Genomic DNA, 21,545 nt, shown 5'->3' with positions numbered 1-21,545 from the left:
AATATGTGTACATTAAGTAAAATTATGTAAACAAAAAAAGCTGCCTTTGAGGGCAGCTTTTAATAATAGTTTTTATTCGTATTATCTTCTTCTGCCAAATAAGCGCAGTATCATCAGAAAAAGATTGATAAAATCAAGGTAAAGCGTTAAGCCACCCATAAGCGCCATTTTTTTAGCCGTGGCATCGCCATATTCTAAACCGGCACCAATGCGTTTAAGTTTTTGTACATCATAAGCGGTTAAACCCACGAATACAGCAATACCAATATAGCTGATGATATAATCTAACTGGCTGCTGCGCATAAACATATTAACAACCGATGCTATGATAATGCCGAACAGGCCCATCATCATGATAGAACCAAATTTGGTAAGATCAGTTTTTGTAGTATAACCTGCAACGGCCATGATACCAAAAACGGCTGAGGTAGTTATAAACACGCCTAAAACCGAGCCTGCGGTAAAAACCAAAAGTATGTAGCTTAAACTCACACCCATTATTGCCGAAAACGCAACAAAGAGAAATGCTAATACACCGTACGATAGGCGATTAAAACCAAACGATATTATTAATACAAATGCAAGTGGGGCAAACATGGTTATAGTACCCAAGCCAGTATTACGACCTGTTTCCGGGTCTCTAAGCATATTAATTAATGTCTGGTCCTGCGAGAAGGCAAACGCACAAAAGGCAGAAAGACCAAGGGCAACAAACATCCACACAAACACATTGGCTATAAATCTGCGGGATGCATCAACCTCATTTAATTGTATTACGTTTTTATAAACGTATTCAGAATCTTTAATTTCCATTTTATTAAAATAAATTAATATACGAATTTACGAATAAAATGTGAATATAGCGTGAAGAGAAACAAGGGGTAGAATCAAAAAACAGGGCATGAGTAAACACGTACCGAACTAATTATTAATCAACACGTTTAAGGTTGCTTTTAACTTCCGGGTGTTGTAGCGGCAGGTCTTTTACAGCTTGTTCAACTTCGGTATGCCGCATGTACACGGCATACTCTGCCGGCTCAATGTGACTGCCTATGGCTTCGGCATAAACCTGCGTAAACTCCGCGCCTATGTACAGTATAGCCGCGGTATAATATATCCAAACTAAAATAACAATGATAGATCCTGCGGCCCCATACACAGATCCCTGAGCTGTATATTGAATATATAACCCTATGAGGTACTGGCCAAGCATAAACAACAACGCGGTAAAAAACGCGCCGGTACGTACATCTTTCCATTTGATCTTCACATCGGGCAAAAATTTAAATATAATGCCAAATAAAACGGTGATCACTACCAGTGTAATACCCAGGTTAACCGCTTTTAAAAGCAGGCCTGTTACCGCGGGCAAAAAGTGTTCTATTTTTTTACCTAATGCTTCAATAATAAGATTTACCAATAGGGATGCTAAAAGCAGAAAACCTAAACTAACAATCAGTGAAAATGACAGGAAACGGTTTTGGAGCAATTTTATCCAGCCACTTTTAGGTTTGGCCTTAACACGCCATATATGGTTTAATGAATCCTGTATCTCAATAAATATACTGCTTGCTCCTATTAATAAAGTTATAACGCCTATGGCAAAACCAAATCCACTTTTACCGCTAAGTTTTAGGCTTGCAACCGTGCTGTGTATTTGATTGGAGGCATCTACACCTACGTATACTGCTAATTGCTGGTATAATGTGTCGGTTTTAGCTAAAGGAATCAAACCTACTACAGCAATTAGCAAGAATAGCAGCGGAGCTATAGAAAAAATAGTGTAATAAGCCAATGACGCGCTTAGCTTTAACCCGTTATCGCTTGAAAATCCGCTAAACGTGGCTACCAGTATTTTCCACAAATGTTTAAGATACTCTTTACTAAATAATTTCATCCCCGGTTATTTATCAAAACAATGCTTAGCAATTTTAGTGCCTTTATACCTCGAACATGTGAATTAAAGCGCCGAAAACGGAATATCAAGCAGTTCATAATTAGCCCATCCATTAAAATCATAGTGCCACCACTCGGTGGTTAGTACGGTAAACCCGTGGGCCTGCATGATTGTTTTAAGCAATTCACGGTTATCCAATTGTGGTTTTGTAATAGCCTGATAATTTGCTGCTGCCTTTTTGCTAAAACTATCAAAGCCGGTGGGCATATCCAGTTCTTTACCGGTCTTTAGGTTGATAAGACTAAGGTCGATAGCGCAGCCACGATTATGTTTAGAGCCTTTTCTGGGGTCGGCAACAAAGTTGGTATCGCTCGCCATTTCGTAAAACTTAACCGTAACCGAGTAAGGACGATAGGCATCATAAATTTTAAGGCCAAGGCCCCGGGTTTTCAGATCGGCCTCCACCTGTTGTAAAGCTTTTACCACGGGTAAACGCGCATATGCTTTAGGCTGCTGATACATGCGCCGGTGCATAAAATTATTGGTGGTGGCATACCTGATATCCAAAACTATGGTTGGAATGTATTGCTTAATTTCAACCAGTTGCTTATCCGGATTGGTCTTTACCTGTCTTTTATAACGGGCAGTTCCACTTATTTTTGTACTGTCGATATATTTATAATGCTGCGCCTGAGCGCTGATCCCTGCAATAATAAACACTAATGCAATGAGGCAACGACGCATATTTACAACTTTTAGCGGTGCGATACAATAAGCAGATCAAGATCTTTACAGGGGATATAAAACCGCTCACCAATATGCTTATTGGTCAAATGTCCGTGGTAAATATACACCGCATTGCGCACGCCCGACTTTTGCCAGATCACATTCTTTATACCGCCCTGTTCGCCAATATCTAACAATATAGGGGTGAATATATTGGTGAGCGCATAAGTGGCGGTACGGGCCACGCGCGAGGCTATATTGGGCACACAATAATGAATTACATCATACTTGCGAAAAACCGGGTGCGTATGATTGGTAACTTCTGATGTTTCAAAACAACCGCCCTGGTCAATGCTTACATCTATAATTACCGAATCGCGTTTCATGCGGCTTACGGTGGCTTCTGAAATAATGCAGGAACTGCGACCATCTTCGGCACGTATGGCGCCTATAGCTACATCGCAGGTGGTTATGGCTTTTTCAAGCACAATGGGCTGTACAACCGAAGTGAATACCCGGCTGCCGATGTTGTTTTGCAAACGGCGAAGTTTATATATTGATGGATCAAAAACTTTTACTTCGGCACCTAATGATATGGCAGTGCGGGCGGCATATTCGCCAACAGTACCGGCGCCTAATATCACAATTTCTGTAGGGGGCACACCGGTAATACCACCCAGCATTAAACCCTTACCTTCAAATACATTACTTAAATACTCGGCCGCTATAAGTATAGATGTGGCACCCACTATCTCACTCATAGCCCTTACTACGCTAAGCGAATTACCCTCATCCCGTAAATGCTCAAAGCACAGCGCTGTGATTTTTTTATTCATCAGGGCATGAAGGCATTCGGCTTTCAGGGTTGATAGCTGCAGGGCCGATATCAATATCTGTCCGGGTTTCATCAGCTCAATTTCCTGCAGCATAGGGGGCGCTATTTTTATAATGATATCAGCCTCGTAAACCGATTTTGTATCATAAACAACGCGGGCGCCCTGATCGCTGTAATCCTTGTCAGAAAAATTGGCCGCCTGCCCGGCATTACTTTCTAAAATAACCGCGTGCCCGTTATTAACCAATAACGCTACTGATAACGGGGTTAACGGGATCCTGTTCTCCTGGAAGGATATCTCTTTAGGAATGCCGATGTATAGCTTATCTTTTTTGTTTTTAACCTCCAGCATTGACTCCTGAGGCTGCATCATTGCCTGCTTGGCAACGTCCGAAAACCCACTGTATATCCCTGAACTCATGATGTATTATTTTGTGGCTGATGAAGATAAGAAAAAAGGGCTTATCATTAAACTAAAAAATTTTCAATATTGATCTGTCGTGAACCATCACTCAAAGCCTTTATGCTGATGCTGGTATAATGCGGCGGCAGCAGGTCTGGTATCTTTTCGGGCCATTCAACAAAGCAATAAGCGCCCCCGTAAAAATATTCTTCATAACCCATGTCCAGGGCTTCTGTTTGGTCTTTAAGCCGATAAAAATCAAAGTGATAGATCTTATCTTTTGCAGCCTGATATTCATTCACAATGGCAAAGGTGGGGCTTGTAACAGCATCAGTTGTGCCCAAAAGCCTGCAGAGGGTTTTAATGAGTGTAGTTTTACCGGCCCCCATATCGCCGTAAAAAAGAAATATCCTGTTATTGGCCGCATGCTCAATGATGGCTTCAGCAGCGGCTGGTAATTCTGATATGGTTTGAACAGTTAGTAACACTTTTGTAATTAATTATTTTTTGTTTTGTCATCCTGAGGAACGAAGGATCTATTCGTGAGTTTTCCTGCACAGAATAGATGCTTCACTACGTTCAGCATGACAAAAATATTCTCCCTTCAAAAATAATCAAATACTTAACGGGATAAATCATTGGATCATCAAATATTATTGATAAGTGCCTTTAAAAACTTTTCGGGTACTTCAATGTGTGGTATGTGGCCGCAGTTATCAAACTCTATGAGCTTGCAGCCGGGAATTTTTTTAGCTGTTTCGGGGCCCAATATTTTATATTGTCCGTGTTTGGCCTTTTCCTCGTCGCTTAACAACGCCTTGCCCACAATGGTTTTATCTTCCTTACCAATAAATAATACGGTTGGCACTTTGATCAAGCTAAATTCATAACATACCGGTTGCTCATATATCATTTCGAAAGTAAGCGCGGCAACCTTGGCGTATCGTGGAAAATCAGCACTTTTATTTACTCCGGCACCTATCTTAACCAGATAGTCATATTCGGGTTTCCAGGAGGTAAAGTAGGAGGTTTGATAATATTTTTTTACGCTTTCATAGCTTGTTTTTAGTTCGGCTTTATAATCGTCTTCGGCACTTTGATAGGGGACAAAGGTTCGGTAATCTTCCAAACCTATGGGGTCTTCCAGCAGCAGTTTTTCAACCCGTTCAGGATACATCAGCGTAAAACGTGTAGCCAGCATACCGCCCATGGAGTGGCCCAGTATGGTTACTTTTTTAATGCCCAAAGTGTCGAGCAGGTTTTTATTAAAGCGAGCCAACAGGTGAAAGCTATAATGTATAAACGCTTTTGATGATTTGCCGAAACCAATCTGATCGGGTACAATCACACGGTAACCTTTTTCACTTAGGGCCCGGATAACGCTTGTCCAGTAATAACCACCAAAGTTTTTGCCATGAAATAATATTACGGCTTTGCCATTGGCATTGGCGGGTTTAATATCCATATAGGCCATGCGTACATCCTGGCCCTCAACTTTGATGGGTAAAAAGCTTACCGGATAAGGATATTTAACATTTTCGAGGGTGACAGATAGCGTATCTGATTGAGCATTGGCAGCAATTGATATGATCAGTATGGTAAATAGTAATATTATTTTTCGGTACATAAGTATTAATACAGGGATGAAGTATAAATGTTTATGCGGAATAAAAAATGACCTGCAAATGGGTTGATAGCAACCAAAAAAGTCCCGCTTTTTAAGGCGGGACTTTTACATTAGCATAGGTATATTAAGATTTCTTTCCGCTGTTGAAACCAAACGGCACAACCACTTTAAAGCTAATATTGCGGCCCATATTAAAAATACCCGGACGAACGCCATCAGGCACCGTTGGATTATCAAAATACTTAAGCCGGCTCATGTTTGATTGATAGTTTACATTAGCAAGGTTGGTACCCTCAATAAACAGTTTTAAAACCGGTTGACCGGCCTTGTTTACAATGTTGCCACCAAAACCTGCGCTTAACAGGTTATAGCCTGGCGTTGCTGTTTCTGTGCCATAAGCCGCAAAAAAGCGATCTTGCGCACTGTAATGATCAAAGCCTACAAAAGCATACACGCTTTTAAAGCTGCCAAACCCTTTATTAAAGGTTCCGCGAAGTTCGGAGTGGGTATGCAACGGAGGTATAAAGGGCAGGTATTTCAAGCTATCTGCCACCGGGCCGCCATTACCTTTATTTTCGCCATAAGTGAGGCTAAGCGCGTTTTCAAAATGCAGCCATGGTATTGGATGAAGATCAACATTAACCTCGCCACCGTAGATTCTGGCCTTACTTTGTACATACGTAAATGTGGTATATCCTTGTGTGAAAACCGGGCTGCCATCTGCCGCCAAAACCTGTTGCTGGTAAATATAATTGGAGATATCATTATTAAACAGCTCCACACTTGCCGAAATATTGGGCAGGGTTAAAAAAGTACCGATGTCTTCCTGCAAGCTAAACTCAGGCTTAAAGTTTTTGTCGCCTATGTGGTAGATCTGCGAACCTGGATCAGGCCCGTTTGCCGATATTTCTGCAATACTTGGCGCCCTGAAACCACGTGCAATATTGCCCTTGATCAGGAAAGCGTCTGACACGTTGTAAGTAGCACCAAAGCTGCCCGAAAAGCCCGAGAATGTTTTGCTGAATGCCTCAAACTGCGGGACAACATTTGGGGCAGTAGCTGGGTTGCTGCCGGTATATAACTGCGGGAAACCATTAGATCCCAGGGTATCAACATAGGCAGCGTTGTTTTTAAACGACCGGGTATCAAAACGCGCACCTGCAGAAAGATCTAACTTGCCATAGCTTTTCTTTATCACAAAAAACGGCCCTATATCAAACTGGTGGTAAGCCGGTATTGGAAAATCGGTAGCATCACCAATGGTATTGTTCTGGTACTGGCCATTAACACCAAAGGTAGTTTCGTAACCATTACCCATGTTAAAGTCATATTTAACGTCATAGGTGTAAGTACTCAGGTGTAGGTTTAAGCCAGCAATATCACCCGCTTCCGGGTGTGTATACTCGCGCCTGTGGCTAAATTGGTAACCCAGGTTCACGATGAGGTTCCCGTTGCCTAAAACAAAGTTACTGTTATTATAGATGCGGTAAAGTTGCACATGCTGATGCAACGTTGGGATGCGGTATGAATTTAATTCAGATTCGGGAACAATAGGGCGAAAGGCATCATCCTCGGTTATTTGCTTGGTAAATTTACGGGTTAGCGAATCGCGGCTGCCATCAGGAATATCCTGCTCATCATCAAAAATTGAAGCATGTAAATAGGAATAACCCCACGATTTGTTTAAACCAACCATTACCCGTGCATCTTTTTCTTTATATCCGGTAGCATACACCCGGCCGTCATGCTGGTTCTGATAGTTTTTGGCCTCCTTGGCAGATACTACTGTTCCCCAAACAAAACCATTTTGATTACCCTGCAACCTGAACGAGCCATTAAGCAATCCCTGGTTGGTACCATAAATACCCTGTACCGACCCTAAAATTTTACCTTCGGGTACCGGGGCAGGCGTGATCAGGTTAACCACACCGCCAATGGCATCAGAGCCATAAGTTAAACTGGCTGGCCCTTTTATCACCTCAACGCGGTCAATAGAATTTTGATCTACCTCAATTCCATGCTCATCGCCCCATTGCTGACCTTCCTGGCGTATACCATCCTGTAAGGTGATCACCCGGTTATACCCTAAACCGTGTATAAATGGTTTTGATACGTTTGGCCCGGTTGTAACCGCGCTTACACCCGGCAAGTTGGCTATCTGATCAATAATGTTACCAGAGGCTGCACGCTGATCTAAATAGGTTTTACCCACGGCCACCATTGGAACGGGGCTTCGTTTTATTTCAGTGGCCTTACTTACACCGGTTATAACTACCTCGCCAGCTTCCAGCGATGAGGTTTGCATCTGTACATTAAATGTGGCAGTTTTTGAAAAGTCAACTCTTTGATTGAAGGTAGAATAACCTATATAGGTTACCTGTACCAGGTAAATCCCTTTAGGCACTTTGTTGAAAGCATATTTCCCATTTACATCGGTAATAGCGCCCATTCTTAAATCAGGAATACTCACAGTGGCCCCAATAATGGGTTTGCCATCTGCTTTATCAGTAATAATACCTGATAAACTACCGATTGCATCTTCAACAGCAGTGTTTTTAACAGTAATAAAGTGGGTATCGGCAAATGCGGAAAAACCTATAAACAGCATTAATAAGCTACTAATTAGCTTTAATTTCATAATAAAATAAATTTTGGATCAATAAATACCACGCAAATGGTGGAGCACTTTTAAGAAAAATTATTACTATGAAATTGCAGGAGGAGCACGACCTGCGGCCAGTACAAGCGCAATGCTTACAAAATTATAATCAGAGGCTTTAAAAAAATGTATTGTGGCTACCTGCGGTTCAAAATGAAAAGGATTATCAATTATAGCAGCCTGGTGATGCATCGCATCGCACATGTTACATTTTTCTTTAACAATTTGCTGATGAGGATCGTTAGTGGCGTATGCCGTTTTGATCGCCCCCTTTGTAAACTGGTGCTGGTGTGCATAAACCATGTATTGCCCGGCAGCGAAGCAGATGAGCAACAACCATGAGTATATGATATGTGATTTAATTTTTTTCACCCTTAACACCTTTTTACAAAGATCATGCAAAAATAGTTAATAAAACGTTAAAACTAATGCAACATTGTAACATTACTGTTAATCGCCGGTATAAATCATCCTTTATTGGGTTATTTGCCTGAACCTTGATTTATCAGGTTAAGGGATTGAGGGATCTTATTTGATATTCTAAAGTAATCCCGGGCATCTTTAAATCCATGAATTATAGTTCATACAACTATTCCATATCTTTGCCGCTATGACACCTGCCGAAATTAATTTAAAGTGGAACGCCCTGCAGCAACGTATTGCAGAGGATTTTGATAATGAGAAACCGGATATTAAAGTAATGCTGTTTTTAATTGGTGTACAGGAACTTGGTCAGGGGCCACGCAAGTTTAGCAAACGCCAAAAAGAGGAGCTGATGCACATTGCCAATTGTAAATTATTAAGCATGATGGGCTTTTATGAACTGGAAGGATTGGACCAGGATGGCTGGCCGCACTGGAAAAGGATAAAAGTTATACCTAACTATACCCTGCTTGAACAGGAAATGCTCATGAAATCATTGATCATCAATTACTTTGAGGAGCTGGAGGGAGCGTAGTTTGGGTTTACCTGGCTGATTAATTAAAAGATTAATTCTGGAAATTCTTAAATTCAGCAAATTCTGATTCAGACCACGATATATGAAAAAACTCATTACCCTAAGTTTATTATTGCTAACTATTATTACCGCGTTTGCCAAGCCGCCAAAAAACCAATATGTGCGCATCAAAACCACTTATGGCGATTGTATTATCCGCTTATATAATGAAACACCACTGCACCGGGATAACTTTATTAAACTGGCTAAAAAGGGTTTTTATAACGGCACCTTATTTCACAGGGTGATACAAAACTTTATGATACAGGGTGGCGACCCTGATTCAAAAGACCCTGAAAAAACAAGGTTTGACGCCGAGCTTGGAAATGGCGATGTGGGATATACCGTACCTGCTGAGTTCAGGGACAGCCTTTTCCATAAGCGTGGCGTACTCGCGGCAGCCCGGGAAGATAACCCTAATAAAGCATCAAGCGGATGCCAGTTTTATATTACCGAAGGCAAACGCTTTACCGATGGCAAACTGGATACCCTGGAAAAAACCCGTCTCAAAGGCCGCAAAATACCTGCCTGGCAAAGGGAATGGTATAAATCAGTTGGCGGTGTGCCGCACCTTGACCAAAACTATACCGTTTATGGCGAAGTAATTTCGGGAATTGATATGGTTGACCGTATTGCCGCTGTAAAAAAGGATGAGTGTGACCGCCCGCTGGCTGATGTACCTATGACCGTAGTGGTGCTCAGCAAAAAAGAATGCAGACAACTGGATAAAATATTTAGCCCCCCGGCCCCTGAAGGGGGAGTTATCTACAACAAGAATAAGTGATGTAATGGCAGCGTAAAATTGGATCAGAGTGAAAAAGTTACACCTTATATATTTAATATTGCATATAGATAATTACAATTAAAACTTAAAACAAAATTCCCCCTTTAGGGGGTTAGGGGGTATGAAGATCATCACTTATAACGTTAATGGTATTCGTTCGGCTATCAACAAAAACTGGTTGGCCTGGCTGCAGGCTACCGATGCCGATGTAGTTTGCCTCCAGGAAATTAAAGCCACCCCTGATGTACTTAGCGACCTGGGATTGGTAGATCAGCTTGGGTACAAACACTACTGGTTCCCGGCCGAAAAGAAAGGATACAGCGGTACTGCTATTTTTTGCAAACAAACTCCAAAACACATAGAATACGGTTGTGGCATTGCCGATTTTGACCGCGAAGGCCGTAACATCAGGGTTGATTTTGACGAAGTATCGGTCATGAGTGTTTACTTTCCATCTGGTTCAAGCGGCGATGAGCGGCAGATATTTAAGTATCGCTTTTTAGACGAGTTTGGCAAATACCTTACCTTGTTAAAAGCCACTTATCCCAAGCTGGTAGTATGCGGCGACTATAATATTTGCCACCGGCCTATTGATATCCACAACCCAAAATCAAACGCCAACTCATCCGGCTTTTTACCAGAAGAACGTGAGTGGATGGAAAAATTTGTGGAGAGTGGTTTTATTGATACTTTCCGCCATTTAAATAAAGAACCGCACAATTATACCTGGTGGAGTTTCAGAGCTAATTCAAGGGCCAAAAACTTAGGCTGGCGTATTGATTATACCATGGCCAGTACCGAATTGGAAGCAAATATTAAAAGAGTGGCCATATTACCCGAAGCCCGTCACTCTGATCATTGCCCGGTTTTGCTGGAGCTTGAGTTTTAGGCCCCGCTAGCCCCCTAAAGGGGGAGCTATGTGCGGGTGGTTTTTAATGTGTAAAGTACTGATAGGATTGAAGTCATGCCGAACTTGTTTCGGCATCCCACTTGCAAAGTGTAAAGCATGAAGGCTAATTTGTCCTGAGGGATCCTGAAACAAGTTCAGGATGACAAAATAAAGAAAGAGGTGCCGAAAACGGCACCTCTTTCTTTATTTCTGCAAAGCAGAAAGTAGTTAATCAAAAGTTCCCCCTTCAGGGGGTTAGGGGGCTTACGCCTTTACTCTTTCCACATAAGTGCCGGTAGTGGTATCAACCTTTACCTTGTCACCAATGTTGATGAACAATGGCACGCGGATCTCTGCACCGGTTTCAACGGTTGCGTTTTTTAAGGCACCACTTGAGGTATCGCCTTTAACAGCAGGCTCGGTGTAGGTAACTTCCAGTTCGGCAGAACCTGGGATCGAACCCATGATCGGCTCATCGCTTTCAAAAGCGACTATTACGTTCATGCCTTCTTTTAAAAACTTCACCGCCGGACCAAATAACGTTTTTGGTATGTTATGCTGATCATAGGTGGTGTTATCCATCACTACAAGGGCATCGCCATCCTCATATAAATATTGGTAATCATTGGTTTCAACACGGGCAATATCTACTTCTTCGTCGGTACGGAAACGGTACTCAACCAGTTTCCCTGATTTTACGTTACGCATACGGGCCTGATAAAATGCACGCAAGTTACCTGGTGTACGGTGTAAAAATTCCTCTACCTGCACTAATTCGCCATTAAAGCGAAGCACATTTCCATTTTTAACATCTGATGCTTTAGCCATAAAAAAATATTGAGGCGCAAACTTAGCTACTTATAGGCAAAGAAACAAGAGGTGTTTTGGTTGATTGGGTGAGTACCTGATCAAATTAAGTGGCTGGATACTGTTGATAATAAAGCGATTGGATAAAATACTGAATAGTTGATTATTTTCCTGAACTCAATCCACTATTCACTTAATCCAACCTCATTAAACACTCACTAACTCTTATAATCAGAAATACTTAACTGATGCTTGCAAAAGCCATATTCATGCTCCTGGTTTGAGCAGATGATGGTAAGGCGGTTATGGGCAAACTGCTCAACAAGGCTCAGGTACCAATCCACACCCTGGGTATCTAAATTTGATGTGGGTTCATCAAGCATCAGCATAGGGGTATCGGCACAAAAAGCAAGTATAAGCTTAAGGCGCTGTTTCATGCCTGATGAAAAATACCGGATCAGCTTGTTTTCACTGTGAGCCAGATTAAGGAGCGTGATCAATCCCCTTTTATCCATCCCATCCTTATATTTTTTAAACCGGAAATGAAAATCAACCATCTCATTCAGCGTAAACTCCTCTATCAGTTCCAGGTAGGGTGCGGCCAAACTTAAGTAATTAAATACCTGCTCTGGTTCAACCGGTTTATCCTGAAACGTAAAATTGATTGTTCCTGCAGAGGGCGACAGGCTTGCATTTAAAACCTGTAACAAAGTAGACTTCCCCGAACCGTTTGGCCCCAGGATGGCATAAGAATCGCCGCTGGTAAAAGTATAATCAATACCCCTGAAAATCCAGTCGCGGTTAAATCTACGGCCGATGTTGTTGAGGGAGATGTTCATATTAGCCTATGGTTCATGTTTCGTGTTGCCGGGGTCGTGGTTCGTGTTGGTTGTGATTGTTTATAGTAAAAGTGTAGTTCAATGCTTAACTCCAATCTGATAACTCGCCCCCCGAACCTCATAACCCGAACCAATTTAAGTATTCCCAAATCCCTTCATGATACCCCTTTGCGAGTTTTGCAAAAAGTTAATAATCTCATCGCGCTCAACACTTGGGGTAAATTCGGCCTCGATAATATCAAGTGCCTTGCTTACATTATATTTTTTAAGGAATAAAATACGGTAGATCTCCTGGATCTCATTAATGGTAGCGGCCGAAAAGCCCCTGCGGCGTAAACCGACAGAGTTAATACCCACATATGATAATGGCTCCCGACCCGCCTTAGTGAACGGAGGAACATCCTTGCGCACCAATGACCCGCCGGATATCATGCTGTGTGCGCCAATTTCAACAAACTGGTGTACGGCAGATGAACCACCAACAAAAGCATAATCATAAATATTGATGTGTCCCGCCAGTTGTACCGAGTTGGCAATAATTACATTATCGCCAATAACACAGTCATGAGCTACGTGCACGTAAGCCATTAACAGGCAATTACTGCCAATGGTAGTTGTATTTTTATCAAGCGCGGTACCGCGGTTAAGGGTTACACACTCGCGTATGGTAGTATTATCGCCAATGGATACGGTACTTTGCTCGCCCTTATATTTCAGGTCCTGCGGTGGGGCCGATACTACGGCACCGGGAAATATACGGCAGTTTTTGCCTATACGGGCACCATCCATGATAACGGAGTTGGAGCCAATCCAGGTACCTTCGCCAATTTCAACATCCTTGTGGATGGTTACAAAAGGCTCGATCACCACATTGTCGGCTATTTTAGCCTGTGGGTGTATATATGCTAAAGGCTGGATCATGCTTCTGTTCCTTTTACTTTTACTATTTGAGCCATTAATTCGGCTTCCACAACAACCCTGTCGCCCACCATACCAACACCTTTCATGGTTGCTATGCCACGCCTGATTGGGGCCAGCAGATCGCAAATATAAATAATGGTATCGCCGGGCACTACTTTACTTTTAAAGCGAGCGTTTTCGATCTTCAAAAACAAGGTAAGATAATTTTCCGGATCGGGCACAGTATTTAAAACCAGGATACCCCCGGTTTGCACCATACCTTCAATTTGAAGCACACCCGGAAATATAGGAGCGCCCGGGAAATGGCCTTTAAAAAACTCCTCATTTATGGTCACATTCTTCATGCCCACCACGTGGCTTTTGGTCAATTCCAGAATCTTATCTATCATTAAAAAAGGCTGCCTGTGCGGCAACATGCCCATGATCTCAACAGTATCAAATACAGGCTTGGCATTGGGGTCATAAACCTTAACCTGCTTACGGCTTTTTTCCTTTTTAATTAACGCTTTTATTTTTTTTGCGAAGGCCACATTGGCTGCATGGCCAGGCCTGGCTGCCATAATATGCCCCTTTAACGGAACACCAACCAATGCCAGATCGCCAATCATGTCCAGCAATTTATGCCTTGCTGGTTCGTTCTGATGGCGCAGCTCAATATTATTTAATATACCCTGAGGCGCAACATTTATATCCTTACGGTTAAAAAGTTTTGCTAAGTGGGCCAGTTCATCTTCGTCAACATCCTTATCAACCACTACAATGGCGTTGTTAAGATCACCGCCCTTTATCAGGTCGTGCTTTAACAGCATTTCAAGTTCATGCAAAAAGCAAAAAGTACGGCATGAGGCAATTTCCTTTTTAAATTCGCTTATGGTTGATATACTGGCATGCTGACTGCCCAGTACCTGTGAATTATAATCAACCATGCAGGTAAAACGGTAATCATCCAAAGGCATAGCTACCATTTCCACCTTACGATCGGGCTCAGAGTAGTGAATGTTATAAGGTATATGATAATATTCCCTGTCGGCTTCCTGTTCAATCAAACCGGTCTCCATCATCACATCAACAAACTGTATCGAACTACCATCCATAATAGGTGTTTCGGGGCCGTCCATATCTATCAAAACATTATCAATCTCCAAACCCACCAGTGCAGCCAGTACGTGCTCAACCGTATTTACCGTTGCGCCGTTTTGTGAAATGGTAGTACCTCTTGAAGTATCGGTCACGTTATCAACATCAGCATCAATTATAGGCGAACCAGGCATATCAACCCTCCTGAATTTATAACCGTGGTTTTCTGGTGCCGGGTTAAAGGTCATGGTTACCCTTTGGCCAGTATGTAAGCCCGTGCCCGAAACTGAAACAGGTGATTTAATGGTTCTTTGTTTTACATTCATAATATTAATGTCGGCCGTATTAATTTCCGTCGCCCTTAGCGTTACGTAGTTCTATAATTATTTTTTCTAATTCGTTTATTCTTTTTTCCAGCTCGGGTAAGCGGCTTATCACCACGTTTGAGCGCATATTGGCATTATAGGGGGCTGCAGGCGTACCGGCCCATTTCTTACCTTCTTCGGTAATGGAGCGGCTTACACCCGATTGAGCCTGAAACTGCGTACGGTTTGCAATGCTAATATGTCCTACTAAACCAACCTGTCCGCCCATGATCACATTTTCGCCAATCTTTGTACTGCCCGATATGCCAGACTGTGCAGCAATTACCGTATTGGCACCTATCTCCACATTATGTGCTATCTGTATCAGATTATCCAGTTTAACGCCTTTACGTATCACTGTTGAACCCATAGTGGCCCTGTCAATAGTGGTATTTGATCCCACCTCAACATCGTCTTCCAAAATAACATTGCCAATTTGTGCAATTTTTGTGTAGGTACCATCGGGGTTGGGTGCAAAACCAAAACCATCACTGCCAATCACCGCGCCCGAATGCACTATAACATTATTACCAATTACACAATCAAAATAAACGGTAACACCCGAAAACAAGGTAACGTTATCACCGATAGTAACATTGTCGGCAATGTTAACATTAGGATAAATTTTACAGTTGTTACCAATTTTGGCATTAAGCCCAATGTAGGCAAACGCACCGATATAAAGATCGGTACCTATTTGAGCGGTTGGGTGTATAAAGTTAGGCTCTTCAATACCCTTTTTATTGAGTTTAATGGTATTGTATTGTTCAAGCAGAACCGAAAATGAACTGTAAGCATTCTCAACCCTAATCAGTGTAGCTTTTACAGGCCCCGTAAGCTGCAAGTCATTATTAACAATAACTATCGAAGCATTGGTGGTATATAAATACTGCTCATACTTAGGGTTGGCCAAAAAAGAAAGGCTTCCTGGGGTACCATCTTCTATCTTAGCCAGCTGATGAACTTGTACAGAAGGATCACCTTCAACAGTTCCGTTAAGCAGTAAACTTATTTCCTGAGCAGTAAATTGCATCGACAAATTTAAATGTTAAAATTAAAGCAGCAAATTATTAATTAGTTGCGGGTTGGGTTGCCGGTTGCGGGGATCCTGGTTCGTGTTCTTTTGTATTCTCCGTTCAATACCCGAACCACGATCCTCGTTCCCCGAGCCTCATAAAAATTCCTTACTATAACAAAGTATATATTTCTTAACAGTTTTAGCCAGGGCCTCCAAATTTGAATTGTCGCTGGCTGTTGTAATATCATGTACATTCCCATCTTTCATCAATATACCTATATTACCATCGCCGGCGGTGTAGGCATTGTTACGTATGGATGTTGTAAAAACAAAATACGAAGCCTCATGCTCGCTTATGCCATATTTTTTTACCGCTTTTTGTATCAGGCTATTAACAAACTCCTTCTCGGGCTGTTTGCTGGTAATATCTACATGATAAAGATTACGCTGTACCAGGTTTTTTGACAGGGTTGAAAGTACAAAATCATCATGCCCGGCCCAAACCTTTACTGCCGACATAATATCAGCATCGTCCAAACTTGCAAAAATTTCGAGGTGATGATCCTCATTCATAAAAGCATCACGACTGATGTGGCTTTTAATAAAATGCTTTAATGCCGGGGTTGCAAACAGGTCTTCACCCTTTAAGGATAGTTCACGGCAGCGTTTAAAAACTTTACCCAACAGTTCCTCGGCTGCTATTACCGTTTTATGCAGATAAACCTGCCAGTACATCAACCTGCGGGCTATTAAAAATTTTTCTATCGAATAAATGCCCTTTTCTTCTACCACAATATGATCATCCTTTACGTTCAGCATTTTGATGATACGGTCAGAACTGATCACTCCTTCAGATACGCCGGTAAAAAAACTATCCCGGTTCAGGTAATCCAACCTGTCCATATCCAGCTGACTTGATACCAGCTGGTGCAAAAACCTGCGCGGGTAAGTATCATTAAAAATATTGATAGCCATGGTTAAGCGGCCTTCAAACTGCTCGTTTAACTTGTTCATGAGCATAGCCGATATATCTTCATGTGCTATGCCCTCTATAATAGTACGCTCCAGCGCGTGCGAGAATGGGCCATGGCCAATATCATGCAGCAATATGGCTATGGTTAGGGCTTCCTCTTCCTCGGCACTTATATGATGCCCTTTATTACATAAAGTTTCAATGGCCATATCCATCAGGTGCATGGCTCCCAGTGCATGATGGAAACGGGTGTGCAACGCCCCCGGATACACCAGGTGCGTCATGCCTAATTGCTTGATATACCTTAACCGCTGAAAGTACGGATGTTCGATCAGGTCAAATACCAGTTCGGTTGGGATACTGATAAAGCCATAAACAGGGTCGTTTATTATCTTCTTTTTGTTCAATGTGGATGATTACGTTGCAAAAATGTAAAACAAAGGTAAAATAAGCGCACGATGTTTGTTAAATTTTGTTAATACCTTTACCTGTCAACAACAAAAACCATTGCTTGGGGTTTAATCTCTGAACCTGAATTTATAGAATTCGGGGATTTGTTGAATTTTGCTAATTCAATAGTCAGGTTACTAACCCTTTTTTATTCTGTTAATTCCTTATTCTATAAATTCGGGTTCAGATTTACTTTAATATACAGATACTATGCAAGATACCACCATTTTATGGGCCGATGACGAAATTGACCTTTTAAAGCCACATATACTTTTCTTAAGCGAAAAAGGATACAAAGTTACTACCGTTACCAATGGTAACGACGCGGTTGACGCGTTTAAACAGAATTATTTCGACCTCGTATTCCTGGATGAAAACATGCCCGGATTAACCGGACTGGAAACCCTGCAGCAAATAAAAAACATTAATAATGATGTTCCTATTGTGCTGATCACCAAAAACGAGGAAGAGTATTTGATGGAAGATGCCATTGGGTCAAAGATCGACGATTACCTGATCAAGCCGGTGCACCCTAAACAAATATTGCTCACCATAAAAAAGCTTACAGAAAACAAACGCCTGGTTACCGAAAAAACAACCATGGCCTACCAAATGGATTTCCGTACCCTGGGTATGACGCTTAACGACAACCTGAGCCACCAGGAATGGGTTGACGTATATAAAAAGCTCATATACTGGGAGCTGGAGCTGGAGCAACTGGAAGATGCCGGAATGCACGAAATACTAACCCTGCAAAAAGCCGAAGCCAATGTTCAGTTCTGCAAGTTTATTGAACGCAATTATTTAAACTGGATCAAGAACCCCGATTTTGCACCAACCAGCTCGCCTCAATTATTTAAAAAGAAGGTATTCCCCAAACTCGATGGTAAAGGGCCCCTGTTTTTTATACTGATTGATAACCTGAGGTATGACCAGTTTAAGGTGATCAACCCTATTATATCTGAATATTTCAGGCTGGAGGAAGAAGATACTTATTATAGTATTTTACCTACCGCCACCCAATATGCGCGTAACTCTATATTCTCGGGATTAATGCCCCTGGATATGGAAAAACGCTACCCCAACATGTGGCAAAATGATGAAGACGAGGGCGGTAAGAACCTATATGAATCTGAATTTATTGCCGATCATTTAAAACGCGTACTGCGTAAGGAGTGCAAATATTCGTACCATAAAATATTGAATATTGACGAGGGCCGCGCCCTTAATGAGTCGGTAAATAACCTGATGAACAACGAGCTTAATGTGGTGGTGTACAACTTCGTTGATATGCTTTCGCACGCCCGTACCGATATGCAGATGATCCGTGAGCTGGCCAGCGACGACGCGGCATACCGTTCCTTAACGCTATCCTGGTTTGAGCACTCGCCACTGTTTGATTTGCTTAAATTTTTAGCCCAGAAACAGGTAAGAGTAATTATTACCACAGATCATGGTACCATCCGCGTTAAAAACCCAAGCAAAATTGTGGGCGACAGGAATACCAATACCAACCTGCGCTACAAACAAGGTAAAAACCTTAACTATAACGCCAAGGAAGTATTTCACATCCGCAATCCGCACGATGCAATGCTGCCCAAACTGCACCTGAGCTCGAGTTTTGTGTTTGCCAAGGAAGACAGCTACTTTGTGTACCCGAACAACTATAACCACTTTGTTAATTTCTATAATGAAACCTTCCAGCACGGTGGTATCTCGTTAGAAGAAATGATCATACCGATAGTTACTTACGGTCCTAAATAGACAGCCCCCTGAATGGGAGCTTTTGATATATTAAAGGCCATGCTTTTCAGAAAAGCATGGCCTTTTTGTTTATACATTATAAACCATGTCATTGTGAGGAGGAACGACGAAGCAAGAAGCCCCCTCTAAATCTCCCCCGGTAGGGGAGACTTTAAAAAGCATTTTAAAGCCCTCTCCTTTGGGGAGGGTTGGGTGAGGTTTCTCGCCGCGCTGCGCTCGCAATAACATATCTTTTATTTTGCCAATTTTCGCTGCCGCGAGATTAGCGTAGCGTATCTCATGGTATTGTATGGGGTAAGCCTCCGACTTAAAACTACAGCTGAAAGCTGAGTCATGTTAACCACGGGCTGAAAGCCCGCGGTAGCGGACAATGACATATCTTTTATTTTGTTAATTCTTAAATTCTGAGAATCCTGATTCAGACAACCAACCGCTTCACGATCTCATCAGCGGTAAGTTTTTCCTGCTCGCCGGTGGTCATGTTTTTGAACGAGAGCAGGCCGCTTTGCATTTCGTCGCTGCCGATCACTACAGTGTAGGGAATATTTTTATTGTTGGCATATTCCATTTGCTTTTTGATCTTGGCACCAGCAGGGTATAGTTCCGCATTGATATTTTGGCGGCGTAGTTGTTGCAACAGGGGCAGACCATACAGCTCACCCTCTTTATCAAAGTTGCAGATCAATACCTGCGTACTTTGGTTGGCTGCAGCGGGGAACAGGTTGAGTTCTTCCAGTACATCATAAATACGATCGGCGCCAAAGGATATGCCTACACCGGTAAGCCCTTTTAAACCGAACATGCCAGTAAGATCATCATAACGACCGCCGCCGCCGATGCTGCCCATATTAACCTCGTTGGTTTTAACCTCGAAGATGGCGCCGGTGTAATAGTTTAGTCCGCGGGCAAGGGTAATGTCGAGTTCTAATTTGCCGGTTTGCAGCGGACAGCTTTTTATATAGTTGAACACGGTTTCAATTTCATCGCATCCTTTCAGGCCAATCTCTGAAGTGGCAAGGGCTTCGCGCAGGCTTTGTAGCTTTTCGGTATTGGAACCTTCCAGTAAAATAACCGGTTTAATTTTTTCAATATCAGCCTCGGTAAAACCACGTTCCAGCAGTTCTTTGATCACACCATCAAGACCAATCTTATCTAATTTATCAATGGCTACGGTCAAATCAATGATATTATCAGCTTTATCTATAATTTGAGCAATACCTGATAGAATTTTTCTATTATTGATTTTTATGCTGAAATCCTTTAGTCCAAGCTTGCTTAAAGCCTCATCATAGATCATCACAAACTCGGCCTCATTCAGTAATGAATCAGAACCAACCACGTCGGCATCGCATTGGTAAAACTCCCGGTAGCGGCCACGCTGCGGCCTGTCGGCACGCCAAACCGGTTGCACCTGGAAACGCTTGAACGGGAAGGTGATCTCGTTTTGGTGTTGCACTACGTAACGGGCAAAAGGAACTGTAAGATCGTAGCGGAGGGCTTTGCCCGATATCTTAGGGGTTAGCTTTTTATAATCTGCAATAAAATTAGTGCTATCTATTTTTGCATCAGTAAGAAAGTCGCCGCTGTTCAATAACTTGAATATTAGCTTATCTCCCTCATCACCGTATTTGCCAGTCAAAGTTTCAAGTTTCTCCATTGTTGGAGTTTCAATCTGCTGGTAGCCGTATTTACGGAAAACGCCTTTAATGGTATCAAATATATAGTTACGTTTCACCATTTCTGTTGGTGAAAAATCGCGGGTTCCTTTGGGTACGGATGGTTTGATGGATGCCATGCGGCAAATGTACAAAAAAGCAAATTATGCCAAATAGTGGCTTGCATTCGGGTGTTCGCTTTTCCTAAACTGGCCCGAACGCCCCAAACACCCATTTTGCGACATCTATATCCCACTAAATGACACAGTTTTTACCTAAGCCACTGCAAAAAACATGTGGAATAATATATTTTTGAAAACCATGAACATTATCGCAAAAACATCGCGCCTGCTGATCCGTGAGTTTACACCCGAAGACGAAACACTTTTACTTGCATTGGATGAAGACGAACGTCTTACCCGGTATGTAAAAAAACGCACGCCACAGGAAAGCAAACAGGTTTTTAAGGATACACTGAAAGAATATAAAATTCAATCGGGCCTGGGGCGGTGGGGAATTTTTAACATCGCCGATAACGATTTTATAGGGGTATGTATATTAAATTACAGCGAATCTGATAAAAACAGTATCGAACTGGGCTACCGCTTGCACCTCAAATACTGGGGAGCGGGCATCGCGACCGAACTTGCAAAAACCCTGGTGTACTATGGCCTTAATGAAGTAGGGCTAAAGGAAATTTGTGCCGTTACCCATCCAGACAATGCCGCATCACAACGGGTTTTATCCAAAGCCGGTTTCGAACCACACGGTCGTGCCTTTTGGTATGGGGAGGATTTGCCTTTGTTTAAGGTGGTGAGAGTAGATTAAGGGTAAATAAACCTTTATGCTTTCCCACCAC

20 protein-coding genes are annotated in these 21,545 nt (G+C 42.3%); 5 read left to right on the top strand and 15 right to left on the bottom strand.

Annotated features, from left to right (window positions below; translation table 11 throughout):
• Nucleotides 1-81 precede the first annotated feature (81 nt).
• The 8 genes from AC1DRQ_RS06085 to AC1DRQ_RS06050 all read right to left on the bottom strand — a co-directional run bounded on the left by AC1DRQ_RS06085 (nucleotide 82) and on the right by AC1DRQ_RS06050 (nucleotide 8,519).
• A complete protein-coding gene (locus AC1DRQ_RS06085) occupies nucleotides 82-813 on the bottom strand; it encodes a Bax inhibitor-1/YccA family protein (protein WP_429399056.1) in 732 nt (243 codons plus the stop codon).
• A gap of 115 nt (nucleotides 814-928) precedes the next feature.
• Nucleotides 929-1,897: a YihY/virulence factor BrkB family protein gene (locus AC1DRQ_RS06080; RefSeq protein ID WP_477422895.1), complete on the bottom strand. Its 969-nt coding sequence runs from the start codon at nucleotides 1,895-1,897 to the stop codon at nucleotides 929-931.
• 63 nt (nucleotides 1,898-1,960) lie between these two features.
• Nucleotides 1,961-2,641: a M15 family metallopeptidase gene (locus tag AC1DRQ_RS06075; protein ID WP_477422893.1), complete on the bottom strand. Its 681-nt coding sequence runs from the start codon at nucleotides 2,639-2,641 to the stop codon at nucleotides 1,961-1,963.
• A gap of 11 nt (nucleotides 2,642-2,652) precedes the next feature.
• On the bottom strand, nucleotides 2,653-3,879 hold the full coding sequence (locus AC1DRQ_RS06070) for an alanine dehydrogenase (protein ID WP_477422892.1): 1,227 nt from the start codon (nucleotides 3,877-3,879) through the stop codon (nucleotides 2,653-2,655).
• A gap of 47 nt (nucleotides 3,880-3,926) precedes the next feature.
• Complete coding sequence (gene tsaE, locus AC1DRQ_RS06065) at nucleotides 3,927-4,349, bottom strand: tRNA (adenosine(37)-N6)-threonylcarbamoyltransferase complex ATPase subunit type 1 TsaE (protein WP_477422890.1); 423 nt, start codon at nucleotides 4,347-4,349, stop codon at nucleotides 3,927-3,929.
• 158 nt (nucleotides 4,350-4,507) lie between these two features.
• Complete coding sequence (locus tag AC1DRQ_RS06060; RefSeq protein WP_477422888.1) at nucleotides 4,508-5,488, bottom strand: alpha/beta fold hydrolase; 981 nt, start codon at nucleotides 5,486-5,488, stop codon at nucleotides 4,508-4,510.
• 124 nt (nucleotides 5,489-5,612) lie between these two features.
• On the bottom strand, nucleotides 5,613-8,126 hold the full coding sequence (locus AC1DRQ_RS06055) for a TonB-dependent receptor (protein WP_477422887.1): 2,514 nt from the start codon (nucleotides 8,124-8,126) through the stop codon (nucleotides 5,613-5,615).
• A 66-nt stretch (nucleotides 8,127-8,192) separates the two neighbouring features.
• On the bottom strand, nucleotides 8,193-8,519 hold the full coding sequence (locus AC1DRQ_RS06050) for a hypothetical protein (protein WP_477422885.1): 327 nt from the start codon (nucleotides 8,517-8,519) through the stop codon (nucleotides 8,193-8,195).
• Nucleotides 8,520-8,757: 238 nt separating this feature from the next.
• Here AC1DRQ_RS06050 and AC1DRQ_RS06045 point away from each other — a divergent pair, with 238 nt between their 5' ends.
• The 3 genes from AC1DRQ_RS06045 to AC1DRQ_RS06035 all read left to right on the top strand — a co-directional run bounded on the left by AC1DRQ_RS06045 (nucleotide 8,758) and on the right by AC1DRQ_RS06035 (nucleotide 10,817).
• On the top strand, nucleotides 8,758-9,105 hold the full coding sequence (locus AC1DRQ_RS06045) for a hypothetical protein (protein WP_429399064.1): 348 nt from the start codon (nucleotides 8,758-8,760) through the stop codon (nucleotides 9,103-9,105).
• Between the two features lie 82 nt (nucleotides 9,106-9,187).
• Nucleotides 9,188-9,928, top strand: coding sequence for a peptidylprolyl isomerase (locus tag AC1DRQ_RS06040; RefSeq protein ID WP_477422883.1), 741 nt, complete (start codon nucleotides 9,188-9,190; stop codon nucleotides 9,926-9,928).
• 121 nt (nucleotides 9,929-10,049) lie between these two features.
• Complete coding sequence (locus AC1DRQ_RS06035) at nucleotides 10,050-10,817, top strand: exodeoxyribonuclease III (protein WP_477422881.1); 768 nt, start codon at nucleotides 10,050-10,052, stop codon at nucleotides 10,815-10,817.
• Between the two features lie 264 nt (nucleotides 10,818-11,081).
• Here AC1DRQ_RS06035 and efp read toward each other — a convergent pair whose 3' ends face one another.
• From efp to AC1DRQ_RS06005, 6 genes are all read right to left on the bottom strand, one after another.
• Complete coding sequence (gene efp / locus AC1DRQ_RS06030) at nucleotides 11,082-11,645, bottom strand: elongation factor P (RefSeq protein ID WP_429399067.1); 564 nt, start codon at nucleotides 11,643-11,645, stop codon at nucleotides 11,082-11,084.
• 197 nt (nucleotides 11,646-11,842) lie between these two features.
• Entirely contained in the window at nucleotides 11,843-12,463 is a 621-nt protein-coding gene (locus AC1DRQ_RS06025; RefSeq protein ID WP_429399068.1) for an ABC transporter ATP-binding protein, read from the bottom strand.
• A 135-nt stretch (nucleotides 12,464-12,598) separates the two neighbouring features.
• Nucleotides 12,599-13,384 (bottom strand): acyl-ACP--UDP-N-acetylglucosamine O-acyltransferase, encoded by a 786-nt coding sequence (gene lpxA / locus AC1DRQ_RS06020; protein WP_429399069.1) that lies wholly within the window; start codon nucleotides 13,382-13,384, stop codon nucleotides 12,599-12,601.
• Nucleotides 13,381-14,787: a bifunctional UDP-3-O-[3-hydroxymyristoyl] N-acetylglucosamine deacetylase/3-hydroxyacyl-ACP dehydratase gene (locus AC1DRQ_RS06015; RefSeq protein ID WP_429399070.1), complete on the bottom strand. Its 1,407-nt coding sequence runs from the start codon at nucleotides 14,785-14,787 to the stop codon at nucleotides 13,381-13,383. Before AC1DRQ_RS06015 ends, lpxA begins: the two co-directional genes overlap by 4 nt.
• 19 nt (nucleotides 14,788-14,806) lie before the next feature.
• Complete coding sequence (gene lpxD / locus AC1DRQ_RS06010) at nucleotides 14,807-15,859, bottom strand: UDP-3-O-(3-hydroxymyristoyl)glucosamine N-acyltransferase (RefSeq protein WP_477422879.1); 1,053 nt, start codon at nucleotides 15,857-15,859, stop codon at nucleotides 14,807-14,809.
• A gap of 138 nt (nucleotides 15,860-15,997) precedes the next feature.
• Complete coding sequence (locus tag AC1DRQ_RS06005) at nucleotides 15,998-17,224, bottom strand: HD domain-containing protein (protein ID WP_477422877.1); 1,227 nt, start codon at nucleotides 17,222-17,224, stop codon at nucleotides 15,998-16,000.
• Between the two features lie 253 nt (nucleotides 17,225-17,477).
• Here AC1DRQ_RS06005 and porX point away from each other — a divergent pair, with 253 nt between their 5' ends.
• Entirely contained in the window at nucleotides 17,478-19,031 is a 1,554-nt protein-coding gene (gene porX / locus AC1DRQ_RS06000) for a T9SS response regulator signal transducer PorX (RefSeq protein WP_477422875.1), read from the top strand.
• Nucleotides 19,032-19,449: 418 nt separating this feature from the next.
• Here porX and hisS read toward each other — a convergent pair whose 3' ends face one another.
• A complete protein-coding gene (gene hisS / locus AC1DRQ_RS05995; protein WP_477422873.1) occupies nucleotides 19,450-20,826 on the bottom strand; it encodes a histidine--tRNA ligase in 1,377 nt (458 codons plus the stop codon).
• 181 nt (nucleotides 20,827-21,007) lie between these two features.
• Between hisS and AC1DRQ_RS05990 the strand changes: the two genes are divergently transcribed.
• Nucleotides 21,008-21,514 carry a GNAT family N-acetyltransferase gene (locus AC1DRQ_RS05990; RefSeq protein WP_477422871.1) on the top strand — a complete coding sequence of 169 codons (507 nt, stop codon included), beginning with the start codon at nucleotides 21,008-21,010 and terminating at the stop codon, nucleotides 21,512-21,514.
• Nucleotides 21,515-21,545 lie beyond the last annotated feature (31 nt).

The sequence above is a fragment of the Mucilaginibacter sp. P4_E8 genome, from assembly GCF_056401495.1.
This window is presented reverse-complemented; position numbering and strand designations above follow the sequence as displayed.